24 protein-coding genes and 1 pseudogene are annotated in these 20,868 nt (G+C 69.2%); 20 read left to right on the forward strand and 5 right to left on the reverse strand.

The annotated features are described in order from the left end of the window. The first annotated feature begins 269 nt into the window (after positions 1-269). A complete protein-coding gene (locus ABD089_RS00860; RefSeq protein ID WP_343884254.1) occupies positions 270-1,445 on the forward strand; it encodes a MalY/PatB family protein in 1,176 nt (391 codons plus the stop codon). Positions 1,446-1,490: 45 nt separating this feature from the next. Here ABD089_RS00860 and ABD089_RS13765 read toward each other — a convergent pair. Next, a pseudogene (locus ABD089_RS13765) lies at positions 1,491-1,727 on the reverse strand (RNA polymerase sigma factor); the annotation flags it as partial. A gap of 102 nt (positions 1,728-1,829) precedes the next feature. Here ABD089_RS13765 and ABD089_RS00865 point away from each other — a divergent pair. From ABD089_RS00865 to ABD089_RS00875, 3 genes are read left to right on the forward strand one after another with little or no spacing between them, the layout of a single operon-like run. Further along, on the forward strand, positions 1,830-2,441 hold the full coding sequence (locus tag ABD089_RS00865) for a biotin transporter BioY (RefSeq protein ID WP_343884255.1): 612 nt from the start codon (positions 1,830-1,832) through the stop codon (positions 2,439-2,441). Further along, positions 2,438-3,142: an energy-coupling factor ABC transporter ATP-binding protein gene (locus ABD089_RS00870; protein ID WP_343884256.1), complete on the forward strand. Its 705-nt coding sequence runs from the start codon at positions 2,438-2,440 to the stop codon at positions 3,140-3,142. Before ABD089_RS00865 ends, ABD089_RS00870 begins: the two co-directional genes overlap by 4 nt. Next, the gene (locus ABD089_RS00875) at positions 3,139-3,759 is read left to right on the forward strand and encodes an energy-coupling factor transporter transmembrane component T family protein (RefSeq protein ID WP_343884258.1); all 621 of its coding nucleotides are present in this window, start codon (positions 3,139-3,141) and stop codon (positions 3,757-3,759) included. Before ABD089_RS00870 ends, ABD089_RS00875 begins: the two co-directional genes overlap by 4 nt. A gap of 53 nt (positions 3,760-3,812) precedes the next feature. Here the strand turns inward: ABD089_RS00875 and ABD089_RS00880 are convergent, their stop codons facing one another. Then, the gene (locus ABD089_RS00880) at positions 3,813-5,000 is read right to left on the reverse strand and encodes a zinc-dependent alcohol dehydrogenase (RefSeq protein ID WP_343884260.1); all 1,188 of its coding nucleotides are present in this window, start codon (positions 4,998-5,000) and stop codon (positions 3,813-3,815) included. 141 nt (positions 5,001-5,141) lie between these two features. Here ABD089_RS00880 and ABD089_RS00885 point away from each other — a divergent pair, with 141 nt between their 5' ends. After that, positions 5,142-5,858 carry an AIM24 family protein gene (locus ABD089_RS00885; RefSeq protein ID WP_343884262.1) on the forward strand — a complete coding sequence of 239 codons (717 nt, stop codon included), beginning with the start codon at positions 5,142-5,144 and terminating at the stop codon, positions 5,856-5,858. 546 nt (positions 5,859-6,404) lie between these two features. Beyond that, positions 6,405-6,878 carry a DUF559 domain-containing protein gene (locus ABD089_RS00890; protein ID WP_343884263.1) on the forward strand — a complete coding sequence of 158 codons (474 nt, stop codon included), beginning with the start codon at positions 6,405-6,407 and terminating at the stop codon, positions 6,876-6,878. 72 nt (positions 6,879-6,950) lie between these two features. On the opposite strand, the gene argF is transcribed toward ABD089_RS00890, so the two are convergent. After that, positions 6,951-7,934, reverse strand: coding sequence for an ornithine carbamoyltransferase (argF, locus tag ABD089_RS00895; RefSeq protein ID WP_343884264.1), 984 nt, complete (start codon positions 7,932-7,934; stop codon positions 6,951-6,953). A 43-nt stretch (positions 7,935-7,977) separates the two neighbouring features. Between argF and ABD089_RS00900 the strand changes: the two genes are divergently transcribed. The 6 genes from ABD089_RS00900 (at position 7,978) to ABD089_RS00925 (ending at position 13,214) form a co-directional block, all read left to right on the forward strand. Continuing rightward, positions 7,978-8,343, forward strand: a complete 366-nt coding sequence (locus ABD089_RS00900) for a phage holin family protein (RefSeq protein ID WP_343884265.1) — start codon at positions 7,978-7,980, stop codon at positions 8,341-8,343. A 38-nt stretch (positions 8,344-8,381) separates the two neighbouring features. Further along, positions 8,382-8,843 carry a low molecular weight protein-tyrosine-phosphatase gene (locus ABD089_RS00905; RefSeq protein ID WP_343884266.1) on the forward strand — a complete coding sequence of 154 codons (462 nt, stop codon included), beginning with the start codon at positions 8,382-8,384 and terminating at the stop codon, positions 8,841-8,843. A 61-nt stretch (positions 8,844-8,904) separates the two neighbouring features. Continuing rightward, positions 8,905-9,801: a Type 1 glutamine amidotransferase-like domain-containing protein gene (locus ABD089_RS00910; protein ID WP_343884267.1), complete on the forward strand. Its 897-nt coding sequence runs from the start codon at positions 8,905-8,907 to the stop codon at positions 9,799-9,801. Continuing rightward, positions 9,798-11,036 (forward strand): MFS transporter, encoded by a 1,239-nt coding sequence (locus tag ABD089_RS00915; protein WP_343884268.1) that lies wholly within the window; start codon positions 9,798-9,800, stop codon positions 11,034-11,036. Before ABD089_RS00910 ends, ABD089_RS00915 begins: the two co-directional genes overlap by 4 nt. A 46-nt stretch (positions 11,037-11,082) precedes the next feature. Next, entirely contained in the window at positions 11,083-11,769 is a 687-nt protein-coding gene (locus tag ABD089_RS00920; protein ID WP_343884269.1) for a response regulator transcription factor, read from the forward strand. Beyond that, positions 11,766-13,214, forward strand: coding sequence for an ATP-binding protein (locus tag ABD089_RS00925; RefSeq protein WP_343884270.1), 1,449 nt, complete (start codon positions 11,766-11,768; stop codon positions 13,212-13,214). The genes ABD089_RS00920 and ABD089_RS00925 overlap by 4 nt, the downstream gene beginning before the upstream one ends. 12 nt (positions 13,215-13,226) lie before the next feature. On the opposite strand, the gene ABD089_RS00930 is transcribed toward ABD089_RS00925, so the two are convergent. Then, on the reverse strand, positions 13,227-14,189 hold the full coding sequence (locus ABD089_RS00930; protein WP_343884272.1) for a DNA-3-methyladenine glycosylase family protein: 963 nt from the start codon (positions 14,187-14,189) through the stop codon (positions 13,227-13,229). Between the two features lie 25 nt (positions 14,190-14,214). Here ABD089_RS00930 and ABD089_RS00935 point away from each other — a divergent pair, with 25 nt between their 5' ends. The 6 genes from ABD089_RS00935 to ABD089_RS00960 all read left to right on the forward strand — a co-directional run bounded on the left by ABD089_RS00935 (position 14,215) and on the right by ABD089_RS00960 (position 18,124). Further along, positions 14,215-15,462 carry a YibE/F family protein gene (locus tag ABD089_RS00935; RefSeq protein ID WP_343884273.1) on the forward strand — a complete coding sequence of 416 codons (1,248 nt, stop codon included), beginning with the start codon at positions 14,215-14,217 and terminating at the stop codon, positions 15,460-15,462. A gap of 166 nt (positions 15,463-15,628) precedes the next feature. Continuing rightward, entirely contained in the window at positions 15,629-16,255 is a 627-nt protein-coding gene (locus tag ABD089_RS00940) for a sensor histidine kinase (protein WP_343884274.1), read from the forward strand. A gap of 6 nt (positions 16,256-16,261) precedes the next feature. Then, positions 16,262-16,537 carry a sensor histidine kinase gene (locus ABD089_RS00945; protein ID WP_343884389.1) on the forward strand — a complete coding sequence of 92 codons (276 nt, stop codon included), beginning with the start codon at positions 16,262-16,264 and terminating at the stop codon, positions 16,535-16,537. Next, entirely contained in the window at positions 16,534-17,214 is a 681-nt protein-coding gene (locus ABD089_RS00950) for a response regulator (protein ID WP_343884276.1), read from the forward strand. Before ABD089_RS00945 ends, ABD089_RS00950 begins: the two co-directional genes overlap by 4 nt. Positions 17,215-17,387: 173 nt before the next feature. After that, on the forward strand, positions 17,388-17,594 hold the full coding sequence (locus ABD089_RS00955) for a hypothetical protein (protein ID WP_343884277.1): 207 nt from the start codon (positions 17,388-17,390) through the stop codon (positions 17,592-17,594). Next, complete coding sequence (locus ABD089_RS00960; protein WP_343884278.1) at positions 17,570-18,124, forward strand: TlpA family protein disulfide reductase; 555 nt, start codon at positions 17,570-17,572, stop codon at positions 18,122-18,124. The genes ABD089_RS00955 and ABD089_RS00960 overlap by 25 nt, the downstream gene beginning before the upstream one ends. A gap of 33 nt (positions 18,125-18,157) precedes the next feature. On the opposite strand, the gene ABD089_RS00965 is transcribed toward ABD089_RS00960, so the two are convergent. After that, positions 18,158-18,793, reverse strand: coding sequence for a DUF3267 domain-containing protein (locus tag ABD089_RS00965; RefSeq protein ID WP_343884279.1), 636 nt, complete (start codon positions 18,791-18,793; stop codon positions 18,158-18,160). Between the two features lie 60 nt (positions 18,794-18,853). Here ABD089_RS00965 and ABD089_RS00970 point away from each other — a divergent pair, with 60 nt between their 5' ends. Continuing rightward, positions 18,854-19,456 carry a phosphoribosylanthranilate isomerase gene (locus tag ABD089_RS00970; RefSeq protein WP_343884280.1) on the forward strand — a complete coding sequence of 201 codons (603 nt, stop codon included), beginning with the start codon at positions 18,854-18,856 and terminating at the stop codon, positions 19,454-19,456. 111 nt (positions 19,457-19,567) lie between these two features. Further along, on the forward strand, positions 19,568-20,845 hold the full coding sequence (locus tag ABD089_RS00975; protein WP_343884282.1) for an LssY C-terminal domain-containing protein: 1,278 nt from the start codon (positions 19,568-19,570) through the stop codon (positions 20,843-20,845). Positions 20,846-20,868: the final 23 nt, after the last annotated feature.

Raw genomic sequence — 20,868 nt, forward strand, 5'->3', positions numbered from 1 at the left:
CTTTTGCGGCCGTGCCTGCGCGTCCGAATGAGCGTCAACCGGGGTGCGATCGCCAACGCATCCCGCACCCGGTGAACGCGCCCGGTGCACGGGTGGCGTTGACGAGCTGCCGGCGGCGTTGACCGTCTCGACGGCATGGCCTCAAGGCTGAAGGCGCTCAGGCTGATGGCGTTCAGGGGTCGGAGTTCAGGGGTCGGAGTTCAGGGGTCGGAGTTCAGGAAGTGGACCCCCGACCGACCTCCGGCGAGCCAGCTGCGCAGAATGGGACGGTGACCGACTTCACCTCGATGACCCCTGACCAGCTGCGCGCCCGTGGTTCGCAGAAGTGGAACAACTACCCCGCCGACGTGATCCCGCTGTGGGTCGCGGAGATGGACTTTCCGATGGCGCCCGCGGTCACCGAGGCGATCAACGCGACTGTCGCTGCCGACGCCTTCGGCTATGCCGTGAAGACTCAGGAACTGCCCTCGGCCTTTGCCGCCTTCGCCGCCCGTCGTCTGGACCAGCAGATCGACCCGCAGCTGACCACGATCATCCCGGACGTGCTGACCGGCGTCGTACTCGCGATCCAGGCCCACTCCCCCGCTGGCAGCCCGGTCGTCGTCCCCACCCCGAGCTACATGCCCTTCCTTGCCATCCCGGGTGAGCTGGGCCGCGACCTCGTCCCGGTGCCGCTGGTCGAGCACACCGAGGCCTCCGATGCCCACCTCCGCTGGACCCTCGACCTGGCCGGCATCGACGCCGCCTTCGCCGCCGGTGCCCGGACGCTGATCCTTTGCCAGCCCTACAACCCGGTTGGGCGGATGTTCACTCCCGACGAGCTGCGGGCACTGGCAGAGGTCGTCGACCGGCACGGGGCCTGGGTGGTCTCGGACGAGATCCACGCCCCGCTGACGATGCCCGGGGTGCGCCACGTCGGATACGCGGGGGTCAGCGACATCGCCGCCAGCCACTGCTCGACCATCACCAGCGCGTCCAAGAGCTTCACGATGCCGGGCCTGCCCTGCGCCACCATCACCCACCACACCGAACAGGCGAACGAGCAGTGGACGACCAATGCCCCGGCCGGACGGATCTACGGCGCCACCACGCTGGGCATCAACGCGAACATCGCCGCCTTCACCCGGGGCGACGAGTGGTTGGACGGCGCGATGGCGCAGGTGGCGGAGAACTCCGCGACATTGTCGGCCTGGCTGGCCGAGCACGCGCCCCAGGCCCGCTACCTCCCCGGAGAGGCGACCTACTTCGCGTGGATCGACTGGCGTGAGTGCGGGCTGGGCGATGCCCCGGCCGAATGGTTCCTGGAGCACGCCAGGGTGTGGATGAACTCCGGACCGGCCTTCGGCGAGGTGGGCAAGGGCTTCAGCCGGCTGAACCTGGCAACGACCCCGGCCATCCTGTCCGACGCTCTCGGACGGATGGCCGGGGCCCTCGCCTCCCGCTGAGCCCTCGACGGGCCCGAGGCCAGCGGAAAGGGTGCGAAGTTTGGCGAGTGCCCAGTGCACATGTGACCGGGCCGCCGCCTCGGGAATCGCGAGGGTGCGCGCGACGTCCGCGAAGGAGCAGTCCTCCCGAAAGCGCAGCACCTCACACGCGCGCTGCTGCGGGGCAAGGGCCTCGCACAGGCGCCACGCCGGGTCGGCGTCGTCGTGGGCGACGGTGAAGTCGGGGACGGGATCACCCACCGGACGACTCCTTCGTTGCAGTTTCCGGCCAGCGGAACCCATCCTTGCGTCCACCTGCGCCTCCCTGGTGCGAAAACCGCCGTCGGGGCACTAGGCTCGCCCCGAATTGAACACTGTTCAAGCCCACTCCAGGAAGCAGAAACAATGAGCCGCCGCAGCCCCGCCACCGACCTCGCCCTCATCGCTGTCTTCGCGGCACTGATCGCCGCCGTCACGGTCTTCGTGCCGGGCTTCAACGTGGCCGGCAGCACCGTCCCGATCACACTGCAGACCCTGGTGATCGGTCTGACCGGCCTGGTGCTCGGCCCCTGGCGCGGTTTCCTCGCCACCCTGCTCTACCTGGTGATCGGCTTCGCTGGCCTGCCTGTATTCGCCCAGGGCGCCGCAGGGCTGTCGGTGCTGCGCAGGGGTTCAGCCGGCTACCTGCTCTCGTTCCCGATCTACGCCCTGGTCGTCGGCGCCCTGGCCTACGCCTACCTGCGCCGCGGCCGCGCCGGAAACCCCGTCCGGGCAGCCATTGCGCTCGTCCTGGCCGGGATCATCGGTTCGATCCTGATCGTGCACCCCATGGGCATCGTCGGCATGGACATGAACATCGCCAACATGAGCTTCGGCGCCGCCGTCAAGGCCGACCGCCTGTACTGGCCCGGCGACCTGGTCAAGACCGTCGTCGCCGCGCTGGTCGCCCTGGCCGTGCACCGCGCCTTCCCGTGGTTGAGCCTGGGCCGCTCCAGCGTGAGCGTGACCAACCGTTGATCGAGTTCAGGGCGGTCGATGTCGATGTCCCCGTCTGGGGCGAGGGCGGACGCCAAGCCACCAAGAGCCTGCTCAGCGGCGTGACCGTCACCCTGCCCGAGCAGCGCGTCGCCGTGCTCGGGGCCAATGGTTCGGGCAAGTCGACGCTGTTGCGGCTGCTGAACGGGCTGGTCGAGGCCTCGTCCGGGCAGGTGCTGGTGGACGGGATCGACGTCGGACGCGAGCCGAAGAAGGCGAGGGCCCACGTCGGATTCGTCTTCACCGACCCGTTGAGCCAGCTGGTGATGTCAACGCCCGCGGACGACATCGAGCTGAGCCTGCGCAAGCACGTCAAGGGACGCAATGAGCGGCGCGCCCAGGCTGTTGGGCTGCTCACCGAGCGTGGGCTGGGTGAACTGGCCGACCGTTCCATCTATGACCTCTCCGGTGGGGAGCGCCAGCTGGTGTCCCTCACCACCGTGTTGGCCGTCGAACCATCCGTCGTCGTCGCGGACGAGCCCACCACGCTGCTGGACCTGCGCAACCGCGGCGAAGTCACCCGGGCGCTGATGTCGCTGGAACAGCAGGTCGTCATCGCGACGCATGATCTTGAGCTGGCCGCCGCCTGTGATCGCGGCTTGGTCATCGACGAGGGACGGCTCGTCTTCGACGACGGCGCTCCCGAGGCGGTCGCCCACTATCGGGAGCTGATGGGCGCATGAGCGCGCATGACCAGCTCTTCGGCGCGTACATCCCGGGGCATTCCGTGATCCACCGGTTGCCCGTGGGAGCCAAGTACCTGCTGGTTCTGGCGGGAACGATCCCGGCCTTCTTCACCCGGTCGTGGATCGCCTCGCTGGTGCTGCTGGCTTGCTCGGTGGCGCTGTTGATGCTGACCCGGCTGCCGTTCGGCCGGGCGGTCGGCCTGGGCGGCGGCATCTGGATCCTGGTGGTGATCCTGATGGCGTGGAACACCTTCGTTGGGCGTCCGCTCGACGGCGTGATGAACATCGCCACGATCGTCGCCTGCATCTACCTGAGCCGGCTGCTGACCCTCACCACTCCCGCCCCGGTGCTGGTGGACGCGCTGGTCGCGGCCGCCCGCCCCTTGGACCGCGTCGGTTTCAACTCCGAGCGATTCGGTCTGTCGGTGGCGCTGGTGCTGCGCTCGATCCCCTACCTGGTGTCGCTGTCGTCGGACGTCCGCACCGCCGCCCGGGCGCGGGGGCTGGAGCGCAACTGGTTCGCGAACCTCACCCCGGTCGTGATCGGGGCCGTCGCCTACGCCCAGCGCACGGGCGACGCGCTGGTGGCCCGTGGGCTGGGCGAGGACGACTGATCGAAGGGACGCTTGAACGAGGGGGCTGGCCGGTGGGGCCCCCTCGTCACGGGTCAGGGCTTGAGGACCACCTTGAGGCACTCGTCCTGCTTGGTCTGGAAGGTCTTGTAGGCCTCGGGTGCTGCCTCGAGCGGCAGGCGGTGCGTGGCCAGGGTCTCGAGCCCGAGTTCGTCGTCCGGGCGGTTCGCGATCTCGAACAGCTCGTCAGTCCAGCGCTTGACGTGGCACTGGCCCATCCGCACCGTGATGCCCTTGTCGAACATCGTCATCAAGGGCATCGGGTCTGCCGCGCCGCCATAGAGGCCGCTGATGGAGACGGTCCCTCCGCGACGGACCAGGTCGATGGACGTGTGCAGCGCCGCCAGCCGATCGATGCCGACATTCTCGAACGCGGCTCGCGCCACCGGCTTGGGCAGCTTCGAGGTGAGTCCGATGACCCCCTCCGCGACCGGGTTGCCGTGGGCCTCCATGCCGACCGCGTCCATCACGCCATCAGCGCCACGCCCGTCGGTCAGGTCGAGGACGGCCTTCTTCAGGTCCTTGGTCTTGGAGATGTCGATGGTGGTCGCCCCAGCAGCCTCCGCCTTGCGCAGACGGTCGCCGACCAGGTCGAGCGCGATCACCTGCTCGATGCCGCGCAGCTTTGCCGAGCGGACCGCCAGCTGGCCCACCGGGCCGAGGCCGACGACCACCAGCGATCCCCCCTCGGGGACGTCGGCGTAGTCGACACCCTGCCAAGCCGTCGGGAGGATGTCGGAGAGGTAGAGGTAGCGCTCGTCCGGATGCCCGTCATGGGGCAGCTTCACCGGGCCGAAGCCGGCGTGCGGAACGCGCACGAGCTCGGCCTGGCCACCGGGCACCTGCCCGTAGAGCTTCGTGAAGCCGAACAGCGCGGCGCCCATGTCCTGCTCGCGCACCTGGGTGGTCTCGCACGCCGCAAACAGGCCACGCTGACACATCCAGCAGTGGCCGCAGGAGATGGTGAAGGGGACGACGACGCGGTCGCCGGGCGCCAGGTTCCCGACGCCGGAGCCGACCTCCTCGACGATGCCCATGAACTCGTGCCCGAGCACATCGCCAGGGGACAGGAAGGGCGCAAGCACCTTGTACAGGTGCAGATCGGAGCCGCAGATCGCGGTCGACGTCACGCGGACGATCGCGTCGGTGGGCTCTTGGATTTGTGGGTCGGGGACCTCGGTGATGCGAACGTCCTCGATGCCGTGCCAGGTGAGTGCCTTCATGGGATGCCACGCTATGCAGCACCGGTCGGGTTCGTCCTCCCCCGCAGGGGGGGTGTGGGCGGTGGCGGCACGATGACCCGGTTCTTCATAGTCTGGGGGTGTGCGTCCGATGAGGGGCGCCGATGACCGGGAGGCCACGCCATGCCGCTGTACGGACCGCTGTTCCAGGACTACGCCGAGAAGGAGTCCAAGCACCAGTTCTCACTGCAGAGCAAGAAGATGCTGAAGGTCGAGATGTCGCAGGGCCCGGTGTGGGCGCGGCAGGGCTCGATGGTGGCCTACCAGGGGCAGGTGCAGTTCATGAACAAGGGCGCCGGTGGTCTGGGCAAGCTGTTCAAGCAGGCCGTCACCGGTGAGGGCGTGAACCTGATGCAGGCATCGGGAAGCGGCGAGCTCTTCCTCGCCGACGAGGCGGCGGACGTCCAGATCATGTACCTGGAGAACGACACCATCAGCGTCAACGGCGGCAATGTACTTGCCTTCAGCCAGTCGATCTCCTGGGACGTGAAGCGGATCCAGGCGCGCGGAGCCATGATGACCGGCGGACTCTACAACGTGGTGCTCTCCGGAACGGGCTTCGTTGCGATCACCACCAAGGGTGAGCCGGTGGCCCTTGACGTGGCGCAGGCCCCCACCTTCGCTGACGCCCAGGCCGTGGTGATGTGGACCGATGGCGTGCAGATGGACATCAAGGTCGACACGGGTGGTTTGAAGTCCATGGTCAGGGGCGGCACCGGCGAGATGCTGCAGATGGCCTTCCAGGGCCAGGGTCACGTGGTGGTCCAGCCCTGCGAGAACGTGATCGCCACCCCGAACGGTGACGGCGTCGGCGGGACGATCGGCAGCTTCTTCAGCTGACCGACGACCTCCTGCCGCTGAGAATCGGACGAAACGGCTGGTTTGCACGATCCAGACGCGGAACGGTCCCGTTGACGTCCGATTCTCGGCGGCACCTTCGGTTCCACAGCCGGCGGGTCTTGGAGGAGTTGTCCACAAGGCTCGGCCAACGGTGGCAGAGGATGCTTCGGGATTCCTATTGGTATTGGTGTGAGTTTCGACATCAGAGGGGCCGGGGTGGTCAGCCGCAGGCAGCTGATCGCGTGGGGCGACACCGATACAGACATCAGGCGCCGGACGCGGACCGGTGATCTTCGCCGCCTGCGTCCGGGTTGGTTTGCGCTCCCCCAAGCGGACGAACGGGTGGCACAGGCAGTGGCGGCCGGCGGGACTCTTGGCTGCGCGTCCGCCCTGCGCTGGTATGGGATCTGGGTACTGGACCGTCGCTGGCACGTCCGCGCTCCGAGGGACGGCTTGAAGCGTGTTCCTCCGGGAGCCACCGTCTGCCGCTGCCCCGCCTCCCGTCAGGTACCCAGAGCCCCGATCGACGACCTGGGAACTGCCCTGGTGACCGCATCCAGATGCCTCGCCGGAGAGGAGTTCGTCGCGGCACTCGACTCGGTGGTCAACCTTGGGCTCATGCATCCTGAACAGGTGGCGCTGCTCTTCGCCAACGCTCCCGTCCGTGTTGGAAGGCTCGTGGCCATGATGGACCGTGCCGAATCGGGAACCGAGACCCTGGTGCGCCTCCGGCTACGTGCGCTGGGGATCGCTGTGCGAACCCAAGCACAGATCGACGGCGTTGGTCGGGTGGACCTGCTGGTCGGCGACTCGCTCGTCATCGAGGTGGACAGTGTCCAGCACCACACGTCCGCGTCGGCCTATCAGGCTGATCGCCTGCGCGACCGTCGGCTCCGCGCTCGCGGCTACGTACCAATCCGGCTCACCTTCGAGCAGGTCATCCACGACTGGGGCTCGGCCGAGGCCGACATCCGCGCGGCGATGGCCCGCCGGGACCACCGCCGCCGGGTGTTCCGCTGAAAACCGGACGCCAGCGGCACGGATCGGCGATTCGACCGTTCAAAGGGCCCGATTCGTCCGGTTTTCAGCAGCTCAGGCGAGGCAGTCGACCAGCACCGCCTTGATGGTGTGCATCCGGTTCTCCGCCTGGTCGAAGACGACCGACGCGGGGCCCTCGAAGACCTCGTCGGTGACCTCCACTCCGTCCAGGCCGAAGTCGGCGAAGATGCTCTCGCCCACGGTGGTGTTGCGGTCGTGGAAAGCGGGCAGGCAGTGCAGGAACTTGACGTCGGGGTTCCCGGTCGCGGCGAGCACGGGCGCGTTCACCTGATAGGGCGTGAGGTCGGCAACCCGCTCGGCCCAGACCTCCTTCGGCTCCCCCATCGACACCCACACGTCGGTGGAGACGAAGTCGCAGCCCGCGACACCAGCCGTGACGTCGTCGGTGATGGTGATCCGTGCTCCCGAGACCGCGGCCAGCGCCTGGGCCGCCTCGACCACCGAGGCCTCCGGCTGGTACTTGGCCGGCGCGACGATTCGGATGTCCATCCCGACCAACGCCCCCGAGACCAGGCAGGAGTTGCCCATGTTGTACCGGGCGTCACCGAGGTAGGCGTGCGCGACCTGCTCGAGCGGCTTCGGGCTTTGCTCGCGCATCGTCAGCTGGTCGGCCAGCATCTGGGTTGGGTGCCACTCGTTGGTCAGTCCGTTGAACACCGGGACCCCGGCGTGATGGGCCAACTCCTCCACCTTGACCTGCTCGAAACCGCGGTATTCGATACCGTCGAACATCCGTCCGAGGACGCGCGCGGTGTCGGCGATCGACTCCTTGTGCCCGATCTGGGACCCGGCGGGGTCGAGGTAGGTGGTGTGGGCGCCTTGGTCGGCAGCTGCCACCTCGAAGGCGCACCGGGTGCGGGTGGAGGTCTTCTCGAAGATCAGCGCGATATTGCGTCCCCGCAGGCGCTGCTCCTCACGCCCTTCCTTTTTCGCCGTCTTCAATTCGGCGGCCAGGTCGAGCAGGCGCAGCCACTCGTCGGTGCCGAAGTCGAGTTCCTTGAGGAAGTGGCGGGTCATGGGTGCCTCCGGGGATGCCAGCGCCGCGTGGCAGGCTGGATGTGTGATCAAACGCTTCGTCGCCAATGCCGCGGCCCTGGGGCTCGCCACCTGGCTCTTGTCCGGAATCACTCTAGGGGCCGACACCTGGCTGGACGCGGTGGTGACCATGCTCGTGGTCGCCGCCTTCTTCGGGCTGGTGAATGCCCTGGTGCGCCCCGTGGTGAAGTTCTTCTCCCTCCCCTTCATCGTGCTCACCCTGGGCGCCTTTGTCTGGGTGATCAACGCGGGGATGCTGATGCTGACGAGTTGGCTTGCCGGACGATTCGGCTGGCCCTGGCACGTCGACGGCTGGATCCCTGCCCTCCTGGGTGCGCTGATCGTCACGATCATCGGCGGCACGGCCGGTCACCTCCTGGAGCACCAGTGAAGCCTGTTGGAGCACCAGTGAAGCCTGTTGGAGCACCAGTGAAGAGGGTCGTCTTCGTCTGCCACGGCAACATCTGTCGCTCCCCCATGCTCGAGCGGGTGGCCCGTCGCGAAGGTGTTGGGATGGACGTCGAGTTCACCTCCGCCGGCGTCAGCGCCGAGGAGCTGGGCAACCCGATCGACCCGCGCGCGGTGCGCGTGATGCGCGCTGCCGGTTACGAGACCGACGACCACCGCGCCCACCAGATCAGCGCACGGGAGATCCGGGACGCCGACCTGGTCATCGCCGCCGAGACCCACCACCTGGACCGGATGCGTCGGCTGGTTCCCGACGCGACCAACCTGCGCCTTTTCAGCGAATTCGACCCGCAGGCCAGTCCGGGCGATCCGCTGCCCGACCCCTGGTACGGGGGCTCGGAGGGTTTCGTGACCACCTTGGCCGCGATCGAGCGGGCGATGCCGAACATCCTCGCCGAGGTGGACGACGCGTCCACCCGCTGACCGCCGCTTGAGTCAACCCGGCGCAACTGGCGCCAGCCACGATCCTGACTAGGCTGACGCCATGACCATGTTCTTGGTGGGTGGAGGTCCCTCGGACGGCTTGGGCGTCGTCCACGACGAGTTCGTCGCTGCTGCACGCAAGCGCGGAACCCGCATCGGCATCGCACTGCTGGGCAGCGCGGACGAGGTTTCGGAGTTCCTGGACGAGTACGCCGAGCCGATCAGGTCCCGCTTCGCGGAGGCTGAGCTGGTGCCGATCTACCTGGACGACGAACCGGAGCCGGCCCAGAACGCGACCGTCTGGCCGGATGACCTGGAGCGGCTGGCAGGCCTGGTGGTGGCCGGTGGTTGGACCCCCGGTTACCTGACCGCCCTGCTGCCGCGACGCGACGCGATCGCCCGCCTGGTGCGCGGCGGCGCTCCCTACCTCGGTTTCTCGGCCGGCTCGATGGTCGTCTCCAAGCACGCCCTGGTCGGGGGTTGGCAGTTCCGCGGCCGCCAGGTCGCCCCCGAGGTCTGGGGCGAGGGCCTGGAGGAGGTTGAACTGCGCGACGGCCTTGGCCTGGTCGGCATCACCGTGGACGTCCACACCAATGTCCTGCACCTGGACCGGATGGTCGCCGCGCTCGAGCAGGGACGGATCCATCACGGCATCACCATCGACGAGGACACCTGTCTGGTCGTCGATGTGCCTGACGGACGCACCCGCGTCGAGGGCAGCCAGCGCATCCACTGGCTCTCCCGCGAGGGCGGCGCCACCGTGATCAGGCACGAATCGACCGCCGCCGAGAAGGGCCGGCACGCCCAGTTCGTCAGGGACGAAGCCGAGCGTCGCGCCGCCGAGCAGGCGCAGGCCGAGGCCTCCGCCGTCGTCGAGGTGCGGGCCAGCGACGCCGTGACCGGGCCGGTCGATGGCACCACCCAGGCGATCGACGCCACGCTGCCCCCGCAGGAGTGACTGCCCGCGCACACGACGACCGAAGCCGGGGACTCACCCCGGGCGACCCAGCTCTGCGCCGGGTCACTGCCGCGCTCTTCCTGGCCGGTCTGGTGACTTTTGCGGCGCTCTACGCCACCCAACCCCTGCTGCCCCTGCTCGGTGCCGCCTTCGCCAAGACACCCGCCGAGACCACGCTGACCGTTTCCGCCGCCACCATCTCGCTGGGTCTTGCGCTGCTCTTCCTGGGACCCGTCTCGGATGCCCACGGCCGGACGAACATCATCGTGGCCAGCCTGTTCGCGTCCTCGGCCGTCACCCTGGCCTGCGCCGTGGCACCCACCTGGCACCTGCTGCTGGCCCTGCGAGCGCTGCTGGGCATCAGCGTGGCGGGGCTACCGGCGGTGGCCGTCGCCTACCTGCGCGAAGAGGTTCATCCCGCCGCGGCCGGACGCGCGACCGGCACGTACATCGGTGGCACCGCGCTGGGCGGGATGGCCGGACGACTGGTCGCGGGCGGCATCGCGGACGTCCTCGACTGGCGGTGGGCTCTGGCCGGCATCGGTCTGCTCTGTCTGGCCTGCGCGGTGGCGGTGCGGGCGCTGCTGCCCGCATCCTCCCACTTCATCGCCCAGCCCCTGCGCCCGAGCGAACTCACCCAGCGCACCCTCCGACTCCTGGCCGACCCCACCCAGCTGGCACTGATGACCCTGTCCTTCTGCGCGATGGGCGCCTTCGTCGCCACCTTCAATGCGATGGGCTACCGCCTGGAGGCTCCGCCCTACGAACTCTCGGTCGGCGTCGCCGGGCTGGTCTTCCTCGTCTATGCCCTCGGCTCTTGGAGCTCCACCCGCGCCGGTCGGGCCACCGACCGCCGCGGGCCCGGACCCGTGGCCGTGGTCGGCCTGGTGATCACCCTGGGCGGCATCGCGCTCGCAGCAATGCGTCCGCTGCCACTGATCGTCGCCGGCCTGTCGCTGGTGACGGTCGGCTTCTTCGCCGCGCACGCTGTTGCGTCCGGATGGGTGGCAGCGAACTCCGTCCGGCGCGGTCTGGGCACCGGGCAGGCGGCCTCGCTGTACCTGTTCGCCTACTATCTGGGCAGTTCGCTGGCCGGAACCGCGGCTGGCTCGGCGTGGAGCGCGCACGGCTGGACGGGTGTCACGTGGCTCACGGGATCGCTGGTGGCGCTGGCATCCCTCGCCGCCCTCGCGGCCAGCAGCCGCGAGCCACGCCCGTCGCGCATCCCTGGCTGAGGCTCCGGGGCGCGCATTGTCAGCGGCAGGTGGCAAGCTATGGGGCATGCACATCCTCGTGGTTGACGACGACCAGGCCGTCCGCGACTCCCTCGCCCGCTCGATGCAGTACAGCGGGTACGAGGTGAGCACCGCCGCCGACGGCCTCGAGGCGCTTGCGAAGCTGTCCGCGATCAAGGCCGAGGCCGTGATCATGGACGTGATGATGCCGCGCCTGGATGGTCTGGAGACCACCCGCATGCTGCGCCAGACCGGCAACGACGTGCCGATCCTGATCCTGACCGCCCGCGACGCCGTCGGCGACCGCGTCGACGGTCTGGACGCGGGGGCGGACGACTACATGGTCAAGCCCTTCGCCCTGGACGAGTTGCTGGCGCGTCTGCGAGCGCTCACCCGGCGCAGCCGTCCCGAGCGCGATGCCGGCTCCGAGACCCTCGTCTTCGACGATCTGATCCTCGACACCCAGACCCGCGAGGTCACCCGCGGTGGCCGTCGGATCTCGCTCACCCGCACCGAGTTCGCCCTGCTGCAGGTCTTCATGGAACACCCGCGCCGGGTGCTGGAGCGTGGCTGGCTGCTCAACGAGGTCTGGGGCTTCGACTTCCCGACCACCGCCAACTCCCTCGAGGTCTACATCGGCTACCTGCGCCGCAAGACCGAGGCGGAGGGCGAGACCCGCCTGATCCACACCGTCCGCGGCATCGGCTACGTGCTGCGCGAAACCACCCCGTGAGCCTCGCGGACCGTCTGTCGCGGCTGTTCTCCCGGCAACGGCCGCGTCGCGGGTCCCTGGCCCGAGGCATCGTCACCCTCACGGTGATCTCGGTCAGTGTCGCCGTGCTGCTGGTCGGTCTGGGCGCCTACTGGATGACGCGCTGGAGCCTGTACGACCAGCTCGACACCGAGCTCACCGACGTCGCCCAGTACACCGCGGGGCCGATCTCCAACGACCTGGAGAACATGGGCGGTCTCGACGCCCAGGCCCTGCGCACCGTCAATGCAACGCTGTTGCTGGTGGGCGCCGACTCGAAGGTGATCCGGGTTCCGGGCGAGACGATCAGCCTCGAACCCGGCGCCGCCGAGGTCGCCGTCGCCCGCACCGCCAGCGGATCCTCGGCCCGGACGACGACCGACGCCGACGGGGTGCGCTACCGGATGGTCGCGGTGCCGCAGGAGATCAACTCCCGCAGGTATGCCTTGGTCATCGCCCGTCCGCTGGCTCCCACCGAGCACACCCTGCGCGCCCTGACCATCACCAGTGTGCTGCTGGGCGGCGTCGGCCTGCTGCTGGCCCTGTTGTCGGGGTGGTTCGCGATGAGCTCCGGGCTGCGCCCGCTGCGTCGCCTTTCGGCAGCCGTGACGCGGGTGACCGAGACCGACGACCTGGCCCCGATCGAGATCACCGGCGACGACGAACTGGGCGACCTCACCCGCTCGTTCAACACCATGTTGAACTCCCTGAACTCATCGCGAGAGCGGCAGAAGCGGCTGATCGCCGACGCCGGCCACGAACTGCGCACGCCCCTGACCAGCATGCGCACAAACATCGAGTTGCTGGTCGCCGACGACAAGACCGGGATGCTGCCCGAGGGCGCGCGGTCGGAGATCCTGCACGACATCGCGGCCGCCCTGGGCGAGTTCAGCTCGCTGGTCGGTGACCTGGTGCAGCTGTCGCGCGAGGACAGGGTGACCGCGAACCCGGTACCGCTGGACTTCGCGGAGGTCGTCGAGGCCGCCGTCACCCGCGCCCGCCGCCGCGGCCCGAACCTGCACTTCGACGTGCAACTGAACCCGCTCTTCCTGGTGGGCGAGCCCGACACCCTCGAGCGTGCGGTCACCAACCTGCTCGACAATGCCGTGAAGTTCTCCCCGCCGGAGGGCACCGTCACCATCCAACTGTCCGGGGACACGCTGACGATCGCGGACGAGGGTCCGGGCATCACCGACGAGGACCTGCCGCACGTCTTCGACCGCTTCTACCGCTCCGACCGCGCGCGCAACACCCCCGGCACGGGGCTCGGCCTGTCGATCGTGGCGCACACCATCACGTCCCACGGCGGCCAGGTCACCGCTCAGCGGGCGGCTTGCGGTGGTGCGGAGTTCATCGTCCGGTTGCCCGGTTCCCTCACCGAGGACGGGGACGAGGACACCATCACGATGCCGGCCATCCAGACCTGAGCCCCCGTCCGGTCAGGGCAGGTGCGTGGGCAGCGACTTCCGCGGCCCGTGCCGCTCCGGTGAGATCCCTGACAGCCAGACCAGCAACTCCACTCGATAACGGTGCCCGGTGAAGCCCGCCAGCACCTCCTCCGCATCGTCCTGGCCGAGCTTCTCCCCGACCAGCGCGTGGGTGATGAGACCGGGCACGTGGTAGTCGCCGGTGCTCCACGCGTCCGGGTCGCCGTGAGCGGCCTGCAGGGTGCGGGCGGCGGTCCAGGGACCGATCCCCGGCAGGCTGCGCAAGGCAGCACCGGGATCGGGGCGGTGCAAGCTGGCCTCCAGCGCCCGCGCCCGCTGCGCGGCCCCGACGAGCGGCCGGGAGCGCGCCTGCTCCACCCCCACCCCGAGGTACTCCCAGCTGGGGATCAACGCCCACTCCCGCGCCGATGGCGGGACGACCATGCCGTGCGCAGGGTGTCCCGGTTGCGCTGCGGGGCCGGGGGCCGGGCGTCCATGCCGGCGCACGAGCAAGCGGTGCGAGCGGAAGGCCTCGGCACCGGTGACCCGCTGCTCCAGCACGCTGGGCAGCAGCGCCTCGGCGACCAGGTCCGTTGCACCCACCCGCAGCCAGGGGTGACGCCGTGCCAGGACGGTCACGACGGGATGATCGGTGTGGAACTCGTCCGGATGGTCGTCGGCGCCCAGCAGCCGAGGCGCCTGGTCCAGTGCCCAGACCGAGCCCTCGCCCCAGGCCCGCACCCGTACGTCCGCACCCTCGGGAACGAACTGCACCAGCGCCGCACCGGCCGGGGTCAGGCTGGCGCGCCACCACACACGTCCCATCCGACGCATCGTCGGATCACCGGGGCCGCGGTGCAGGCGTCCGAGCAGCAGGTCAAGCCCCGCAGCCAGCCCGGGCACCAGGCGTTCCGCCGGTCGGGTGCCAGCGGGTAGGTTCGAAGTCGCTGCCCCACCCTGCTGCTCGCCAGTCACCCGACCCAGAGTAGGTGTCATCCTCGTGGCCCACACCCACGCACCCAACTCCGCCAAGCAACCCGCCGATCCCGCGCTGGCCCGGCAGCGGCAGCGGGCGCTGTCGGTGATGGTCGCAGTGCTGATCCCAGTGGCGGTGTGGACCATCGCCGCCATGGTCTGGCTGTGGCCCCATGACCTGGCCGCCCACGTGAAGTCAGACCCGGCGACCTGGCAGGTTGCCGGTGTCACCACGCCGAAGGGGACCATCTCTCAGGTGAACCGCATCCCCTGCGAGGGAGTTGCGAGCGGCACGACCCCCAGCTCGACCACGGCCGGTTCCGGCTCCTGCGGCCAGCTCACCGTCCGTCTGGACGAGGGTCCCGAAGCCGGCCAGACCCAGACGGTCCAGCTCACCCAGGCAGTCTTCGAGTCCGGTGTCGAACCCGGCCAGGAGGTGCTGCTCTACCGCATCCCACCGGCCGGGACGGACGCCGCCAGCTACCAGTTCGCCGAGTTCGAGCGCAGCATCCCGATCGCCTTCCTGGCCCTGCTGCTGCTCGTGGTGGTGGTCGCCGTGGCGCGGCTGCGGGGATTGCTGGCCCTTTTCGGGCTCGGATTCGCCGCGCTGATCATGGCCAAGTTCATGTTCCCGGCGCTGGTCGTGGGCCACGATCCCCTGCTGGTGGGGCTGGTCGGCTCGTCCGCCATCATGTTCGTCGCCCTCTACTGCGCCCACGGCTTCAGCACCCGCACCACCACTGCGCTCGTGGGCACGCTGGCAGGTCTGGTGATCACCGCCGCGCTGGGGTGGTGGGCCACCGACTGGGCCCACCTGACCGGCGTCGGCAGCGAGGACGACCACCTGCTCGCCGCCACCGCGCCTGACCTGCAGCTGCGCTCCCTGGTGCTGTGCGGCATCATCGTCGCCGGCCTGGGCGTGCTGAACGACGTCACGATCACCCAGGCCTCCGCGGTCTGGGAGCTGGCCTCGACCGAGAGCCGGCGCGGGCGGCTGTTCGCCTCCGCCATGCGGATCGGACGCGACCACATCGCGTCAACCGTCTACACCACCGCCTTCGCCTCGGCGGGTGCCGCGATGGGGGTGCTCGCGCTGTTGACGATCAACCGCCGGCCGCCGTGGCAGGCGCTGACCAGCGAGATGTTCGCGGGCGAGGTGGTGCGCACCCTGGTCGGCTCGATCGGGCTGGTGCTGGCGGTGCCGATCACCACCGCCATCGCGGTGGCGGCGGTCAGCGTGGGCGCCCCACGACGGGCGCTGGCGGACTCCTGACATCTGCTCCACTGCCGACGGTTTGCGGCCGACCACGGCCCGCGGCATGTATCCGGGGGTAGGTACAGCGTCCACATCTACCCATTGGTAGTGTGCGATTCCCGAGGCCCGGTTGGGCCCGGGCTCATGCTGGGCCGACACCCGGTCCGGGGCCGAGGGGGTGCACGTGCAGGCCGATCGTGACATCGCGGGTTGGCAGCGACGTTTCCTGCTGCTCGGCGTCGTCGTCCCGCTCGTGAGCGTCATCGCCCTGCACCTGCTGATGTCCCTCATCGTCGAACCCCGTTGGCCGCAACACACGGTGGTCTTCGGTTGGGTGGTCGGCGCGATCGGCCTGGTGGCCTTCGCGCTGGCGATGATCTGGGTGATCGACCGCGGACGCGAGGCGATGCAGGCACAGAGCACGGCCCGGCTCGAGGCAGAACGGCGTCTGGCTGTCGTCGAGGAGCGCGAGCGGATCGCCCGCGAGATGCACGATTCGCTCGCCCAGGTGCTCGGCGCCTCCCACCTGCGACTGCGCGCCGCCCAGGCTGCACCCGAACTCAGCCCCGAGACCCGCACCGAGCTCGGTGACATCGCCGAGGGCTGCCACGAAGCCTATGCCGACGTGCGCGAGGCGATCCTCGGCCTGCGGGAGGGATCGCGCGCCGACCGCACCTTCATGGACTCCTTGCGCGCCTATTTGCGCGGCTTCCAGCACCGCAGTGGCATCGAGACCCTTTTCGTCAACGAGTCGGACGACGACCCTGCCCTCGACCCCACCGTCGAGGTGCAGGTGATCCGCGTGATCTAGGAGGCCCTGACCAATGTCCGCAAGCACGCGGGTGCCCGGCATGCCGTGGTGGAGCTGCACCGCACCGGTGGCGGGGTGCGCTTCCTGGTCACCGACGACGGACGAGGTTTCGTCCCCGGCGCCAGCACCGTGTCCAGTGACGGTGGCTACGGTCTGCACACCATGCGCGAGCGCACCGAGATGGTGGGCGGGGAGCTGAGCGTCGAGTCCGAGCCGGGTCGTGGCACCCGCGTCGTGATCGACCTGCCCTCGAAACCGCAGAAGATCGGGGTGGACGCGTGAGCGCGGGCGACGGGCCGATCCGCGTGCTCCTGGTCGACGACCAGCCGCTGTTTCGTCGCGCCATCGCCTCCCTGCTCGACGCACGGGACGACTTCACGGTCGTCGGGCAGGGAGACAACGGGCTGCAGGGGGTCGAACTGGCCCTCGAACTGCGTCCGGACGTGATGCTGTGCGACGTCGAGATGCCGGTGATGACCGGCGTCGAGGCAGCGACGCGGGTGCTGGCCGAGCTGCCGGCCACCAAGGTCGTGCTGCTCACCGTCAGCGAGGACGACGACTACCTGATCCCCGCGATCCGCGCGGGGGTGCACGGTTACCTTCTCAAGGACATGCACCCCGACCAGCTCTTCCAGACCCTGCGTGGCGTCGCCCACGGCGAGAGCCCGCTCGCACCCAAGCTAGTCGGACGATTGATGGCCGAACTGCGCGGAAGCCACCAGCCCGCCCCGGCCGACGAAGAACCTGCCCAGGCAGAACTCAGCGCCCGGGAGCTGGAGATCATGCGTCTGGTCGCCGACGGGCTCAGCAACCGCGAGATCGGGCGCCGGCTCTCGATCACCGAGGGCACCGTGAAGAACCACGTGCACAACGCCCTCGGCAAGCTCGGGATGGAGAACCGCATCCAGGCGGCGGCCTTCATCGTCCGGCGTGGCCTCGGCGGCCCGGGCACGCACTGAACGCCCCACCGCGCACCCTCCTCACCCCCGCTGGGTATACCCCCGAACCCCCGGCTGACTTGGCAGGTTGTACCCCAGCTGTACCTCGCGATGGATGGTCGCACAGGCTCAGCACAGCTTGGATGGTGCCAATGGGTGATTTCTCTGCTCGCCCATGGAATCGGACGAGAGGGGTGAGTGACGTGCTGGAGCGCATCGGGGGCATGAAGACGCTGGTCTATGGCGCGCTGGCCATCCTTGCTGGAGCACTGCTCGGCCTGGTGATCTTCACCTTCGGCTACGCGAAGGGCTATGCCTACTTCAGCCACGACTCCTCACCAAGCCCAGCTGGCAGCAGCAGGTCAGGCGCAGCAAGTTGCCGCTGGCCGGGCTGGTACTGACACTGCTGGCGCTGGCGATCTTCGGCTGGTGGTTGGCCACGCGTCCGAACCAGACCGAGAACCGCGGCGCGACGGCCGTGGAGCTCACGGGTGACACCTCCGGCAAGGCCCCTGCGGTCGGGCAGGTGCCGCCGGACTTCACGGCCACCACCCTGGACGGCAAGAGGGTGCGCCTCAGTGAGCTGAAGGGCAAGCCGGTCTGGCTGAACTTCGGCGCCACCTGGTGCACCGCCTGCCGGGCCGAGGCCCCCGATGTCCAGGCCGTCTACGACAAGGCCAAGGCCAACGGCACCGTCGTCCTGGGCCTCTATCTGGACGAGGACGACGCGACCATCAGCTCCTATGCGCAGCGTCTGGGCCTCACCTACCCCCAGGCCAATGACCCGGGTACCGCGATCTCCTCGCGCTACCGCACGGTTGGCATCCCGACCCACTTCTTCATCGACTCCGACGGCGTGCTGCGCCAGGTGATCGTCGGTGGCGTCACCGTCGATTCTGCCGTCCAGGCCCTGGCGGTCATCGGCGGCTGACCGGGCCTGTTCGATCCGGTCCTGTTCGCTGGATCAGCTGGCCGGGTCGGCGCCAGGACGATCCGGCCGCACTTCCAAGCGGTGGACGCGCACTCCCCCACGCAGGTCCTCGATGAGAGTCCCGGGGCGTTCGTGGGCCGCGGCCCAACACAGCCAGGCGTCTCCCACGCAGCCGGACAGGTGGAAGGCCAGCGGCACCACCCACCACGACGGATGCGGGCCCCACAGCAGCAGCAGTGCCAGCGCGGAGTTCACCAGCAGGCTCGGCAGCGCCGCGATCACCAAGAACTGGGCCCGGGTGAACAGGTGCCCCTCCGAAGTGGTGAACAGGTAGGGCAGGCCGGTGTGCATCACGCCGGCGCCGAAACGGGGCCGTGCCCCGCAGGCCAGCATTCCCAGCCCGTGCAGGGCCTCGTGCAGCACCATCGTCAGGGCCGTGAAGCCGACCGTCGCCAAACTGGTGCCAAGCACCTTGCTGGGCGTCAGGGTGAGGATGACATTGTTGCCGTGCCAGGTGGCCGCGAAGGTGCCCAGCGTCAGACCGGCCACCATCATCACGGCGCTGATCATGCCCATCCAGCGCTGGGAGCGCTCGCCGGGATCCATCGTCTCCACCTGGGCGCAATGATCACCGGGACACGCGTCGTCCGGCGCCGGGGGAGTGGACATGGGTCGATGGTAGGTCTGGTCGGCGGCCGATGGCGCGGGTGCAGTGGGTATCTTCGTGGAATGTTCATCAAGGTGTGCGGGCTCAAGACCCCCGACGACGTCAGGGTGGCCACCGACGCGGGCGCCGACGCGGTGGGTTTCGTGCACAACACCGCCAGCGTGCGCTCCATCCCGCTCGAGCAGGTGGCGGCCCTGGCTGCCCTGGTGCCCGCCGGGGTGGCATCGGTGCTGGTCGTCAACGATCTGCCCGTCGCGGACGCGATCGATGCAGCACGCGCCAGCGGCGTCGACGTGCTGCAGTTGCACGGCCCCGGCTATGGCCGCGAGCACGTTGCCCGGGCCGTCGCGAGTGGGTTGCGGGTCTGGCGGGCGACCTCCCTGGCAGATGGCGACGACCTGCGGGTGGGCGCCTTCGGAGAGGAGGCGCTGCTGTTGGACTCCTCCGTCCCCGGGTCGGGTGAGACCTGGGACCTGTCGGGCCTGGCCGAGCCCCCGCATGGCCACTGGCTCTTGGCGGGCGGTCTGTCCCCCGTCAACGTCGCGGACGCCATCCGCGCCGTCCGTCCGTGGGGCGTGGACGTCAGCTCTGGTGTCGAGGTCACCCGTGGCACCAAGGGGCACGACCTGATCCGCACCTTCGTCGCCGCCGCGCGGGAAGCCTGAGCATTCGGGCGGCCGAGCCCACCGGAATGCTTGTCCCGCGCGGGGGTGCAGAGGGACCCTTGGCGCGGACCCTCGACGCACTCGCCCGTGCGGCTCGGCGATGATGGACGGGTGAACGCGCGTTACCCGGTTCCCCAGGAACCGCCCAGCTACACAGAACGCACCCGACCGGCGCGTCCGCGTCGTCGGATGCCCCTGTTCACCCTGATCGCCACTTCGGCCACCGTGGGCGCGCTGGGACTGGCCGTCTGGCTGGCCGGGCTGTTGGTCTCGCGAGCCTTCACCGGCTTCTCCTGGTGGTGGCTGAACCTTCTGCTGTTCTGGGGTGTCGTCGCCTACCTCGCACTCCCCCGGCTGCACCAACTGGTGTCCACGGTCTACGTCCCCAACTACTTCATCGGACGGGCGCGCACCGCGGACGGGATGCTGGGCGACCCGATCAACCTCGCTCTGAATGGGTCGGAAGAGGACGTCTGCACGGCCCTGGAGGCCGCCGGCTGGACCCGCGCCGACGAGCTGACCATCGGCTCTGGCGTGGGAATGGTGCGCTCCGCCGTGCTGCGTACGTCGTATCCAGCGGCGCCGGTCTCCGGGCTGTACGTCTTCGACCGGCTGCAGGATTTCGCCTACCAGCAGGAAGTCGACGGCAATCCCTCACAGCGCCACCACGTCCGCTTCTGGAAGACCCCCAAGGGCTGGCTGCTGCCCGGTGGTGAGCGGGTCGACTGGGTCGCCGCGGCCACCTATGACCGGGCCGTCGGCCTGTCGAGCTTCACCTTCCAGATCACGCACAAGGTGGATGAGGACACCGACCTCGAGCGTGACTACGTCGTCGACACGATCAGGTATGCCGACCCGTCCGTGACCGTCGACGTGATCGAGAACTTCTCCACCGCCTACCACTCACGCAATGGCGGCGGTGACCAGGTGATGACCGATGGTGACCTGCCCGTCGTCCAGACCAGCGGTGTTGCCCTGCGCCGGCACATGCCCCGTCCGCCGCAGCCCAAGACCATCGTCGACCACCACCTGCCCCCGGTGCCGCTGATCTTCACCGGCGCCATGAACCTCTTCTCCTTGGTTGCGGCGGTCGGTGCGATCATCTTCGGGCAGGGCCACAACCTGGCCCTGGTGGTGTTGCCGATGATCCTCACGGTGTTGTGGTGGACCGTGCTGGCGCGGCGCCGCTGGGCCTGGGTGGCGATGGTCGGGTTGCTGGTCGCGACCGCGATCGAGGCGCTCAGCCAGGTGGGCGTGGACGCCGGCGAGGTCGAACTGCTGCTGGCCAGCTGGAATGTGCTCGCGGTGCTGGCCGCGACGGCCGAGACGGTTCGCCAGTGGGTGGGCGGGGACGCCGACGTGGACGACGACGTCACCACCCCCGAATAGCGGTCTGCCCCGAATGCGGAATT

The organism is Luteococcus sanguinis (genome assembly GCF_039527675.1).
Lineage (GTDB): Bacteria > Actinomycetota > Actinomycetes > Propionibacteriales > Propionibacteriaceae > Luteococcus > Luteococcus sanguinis.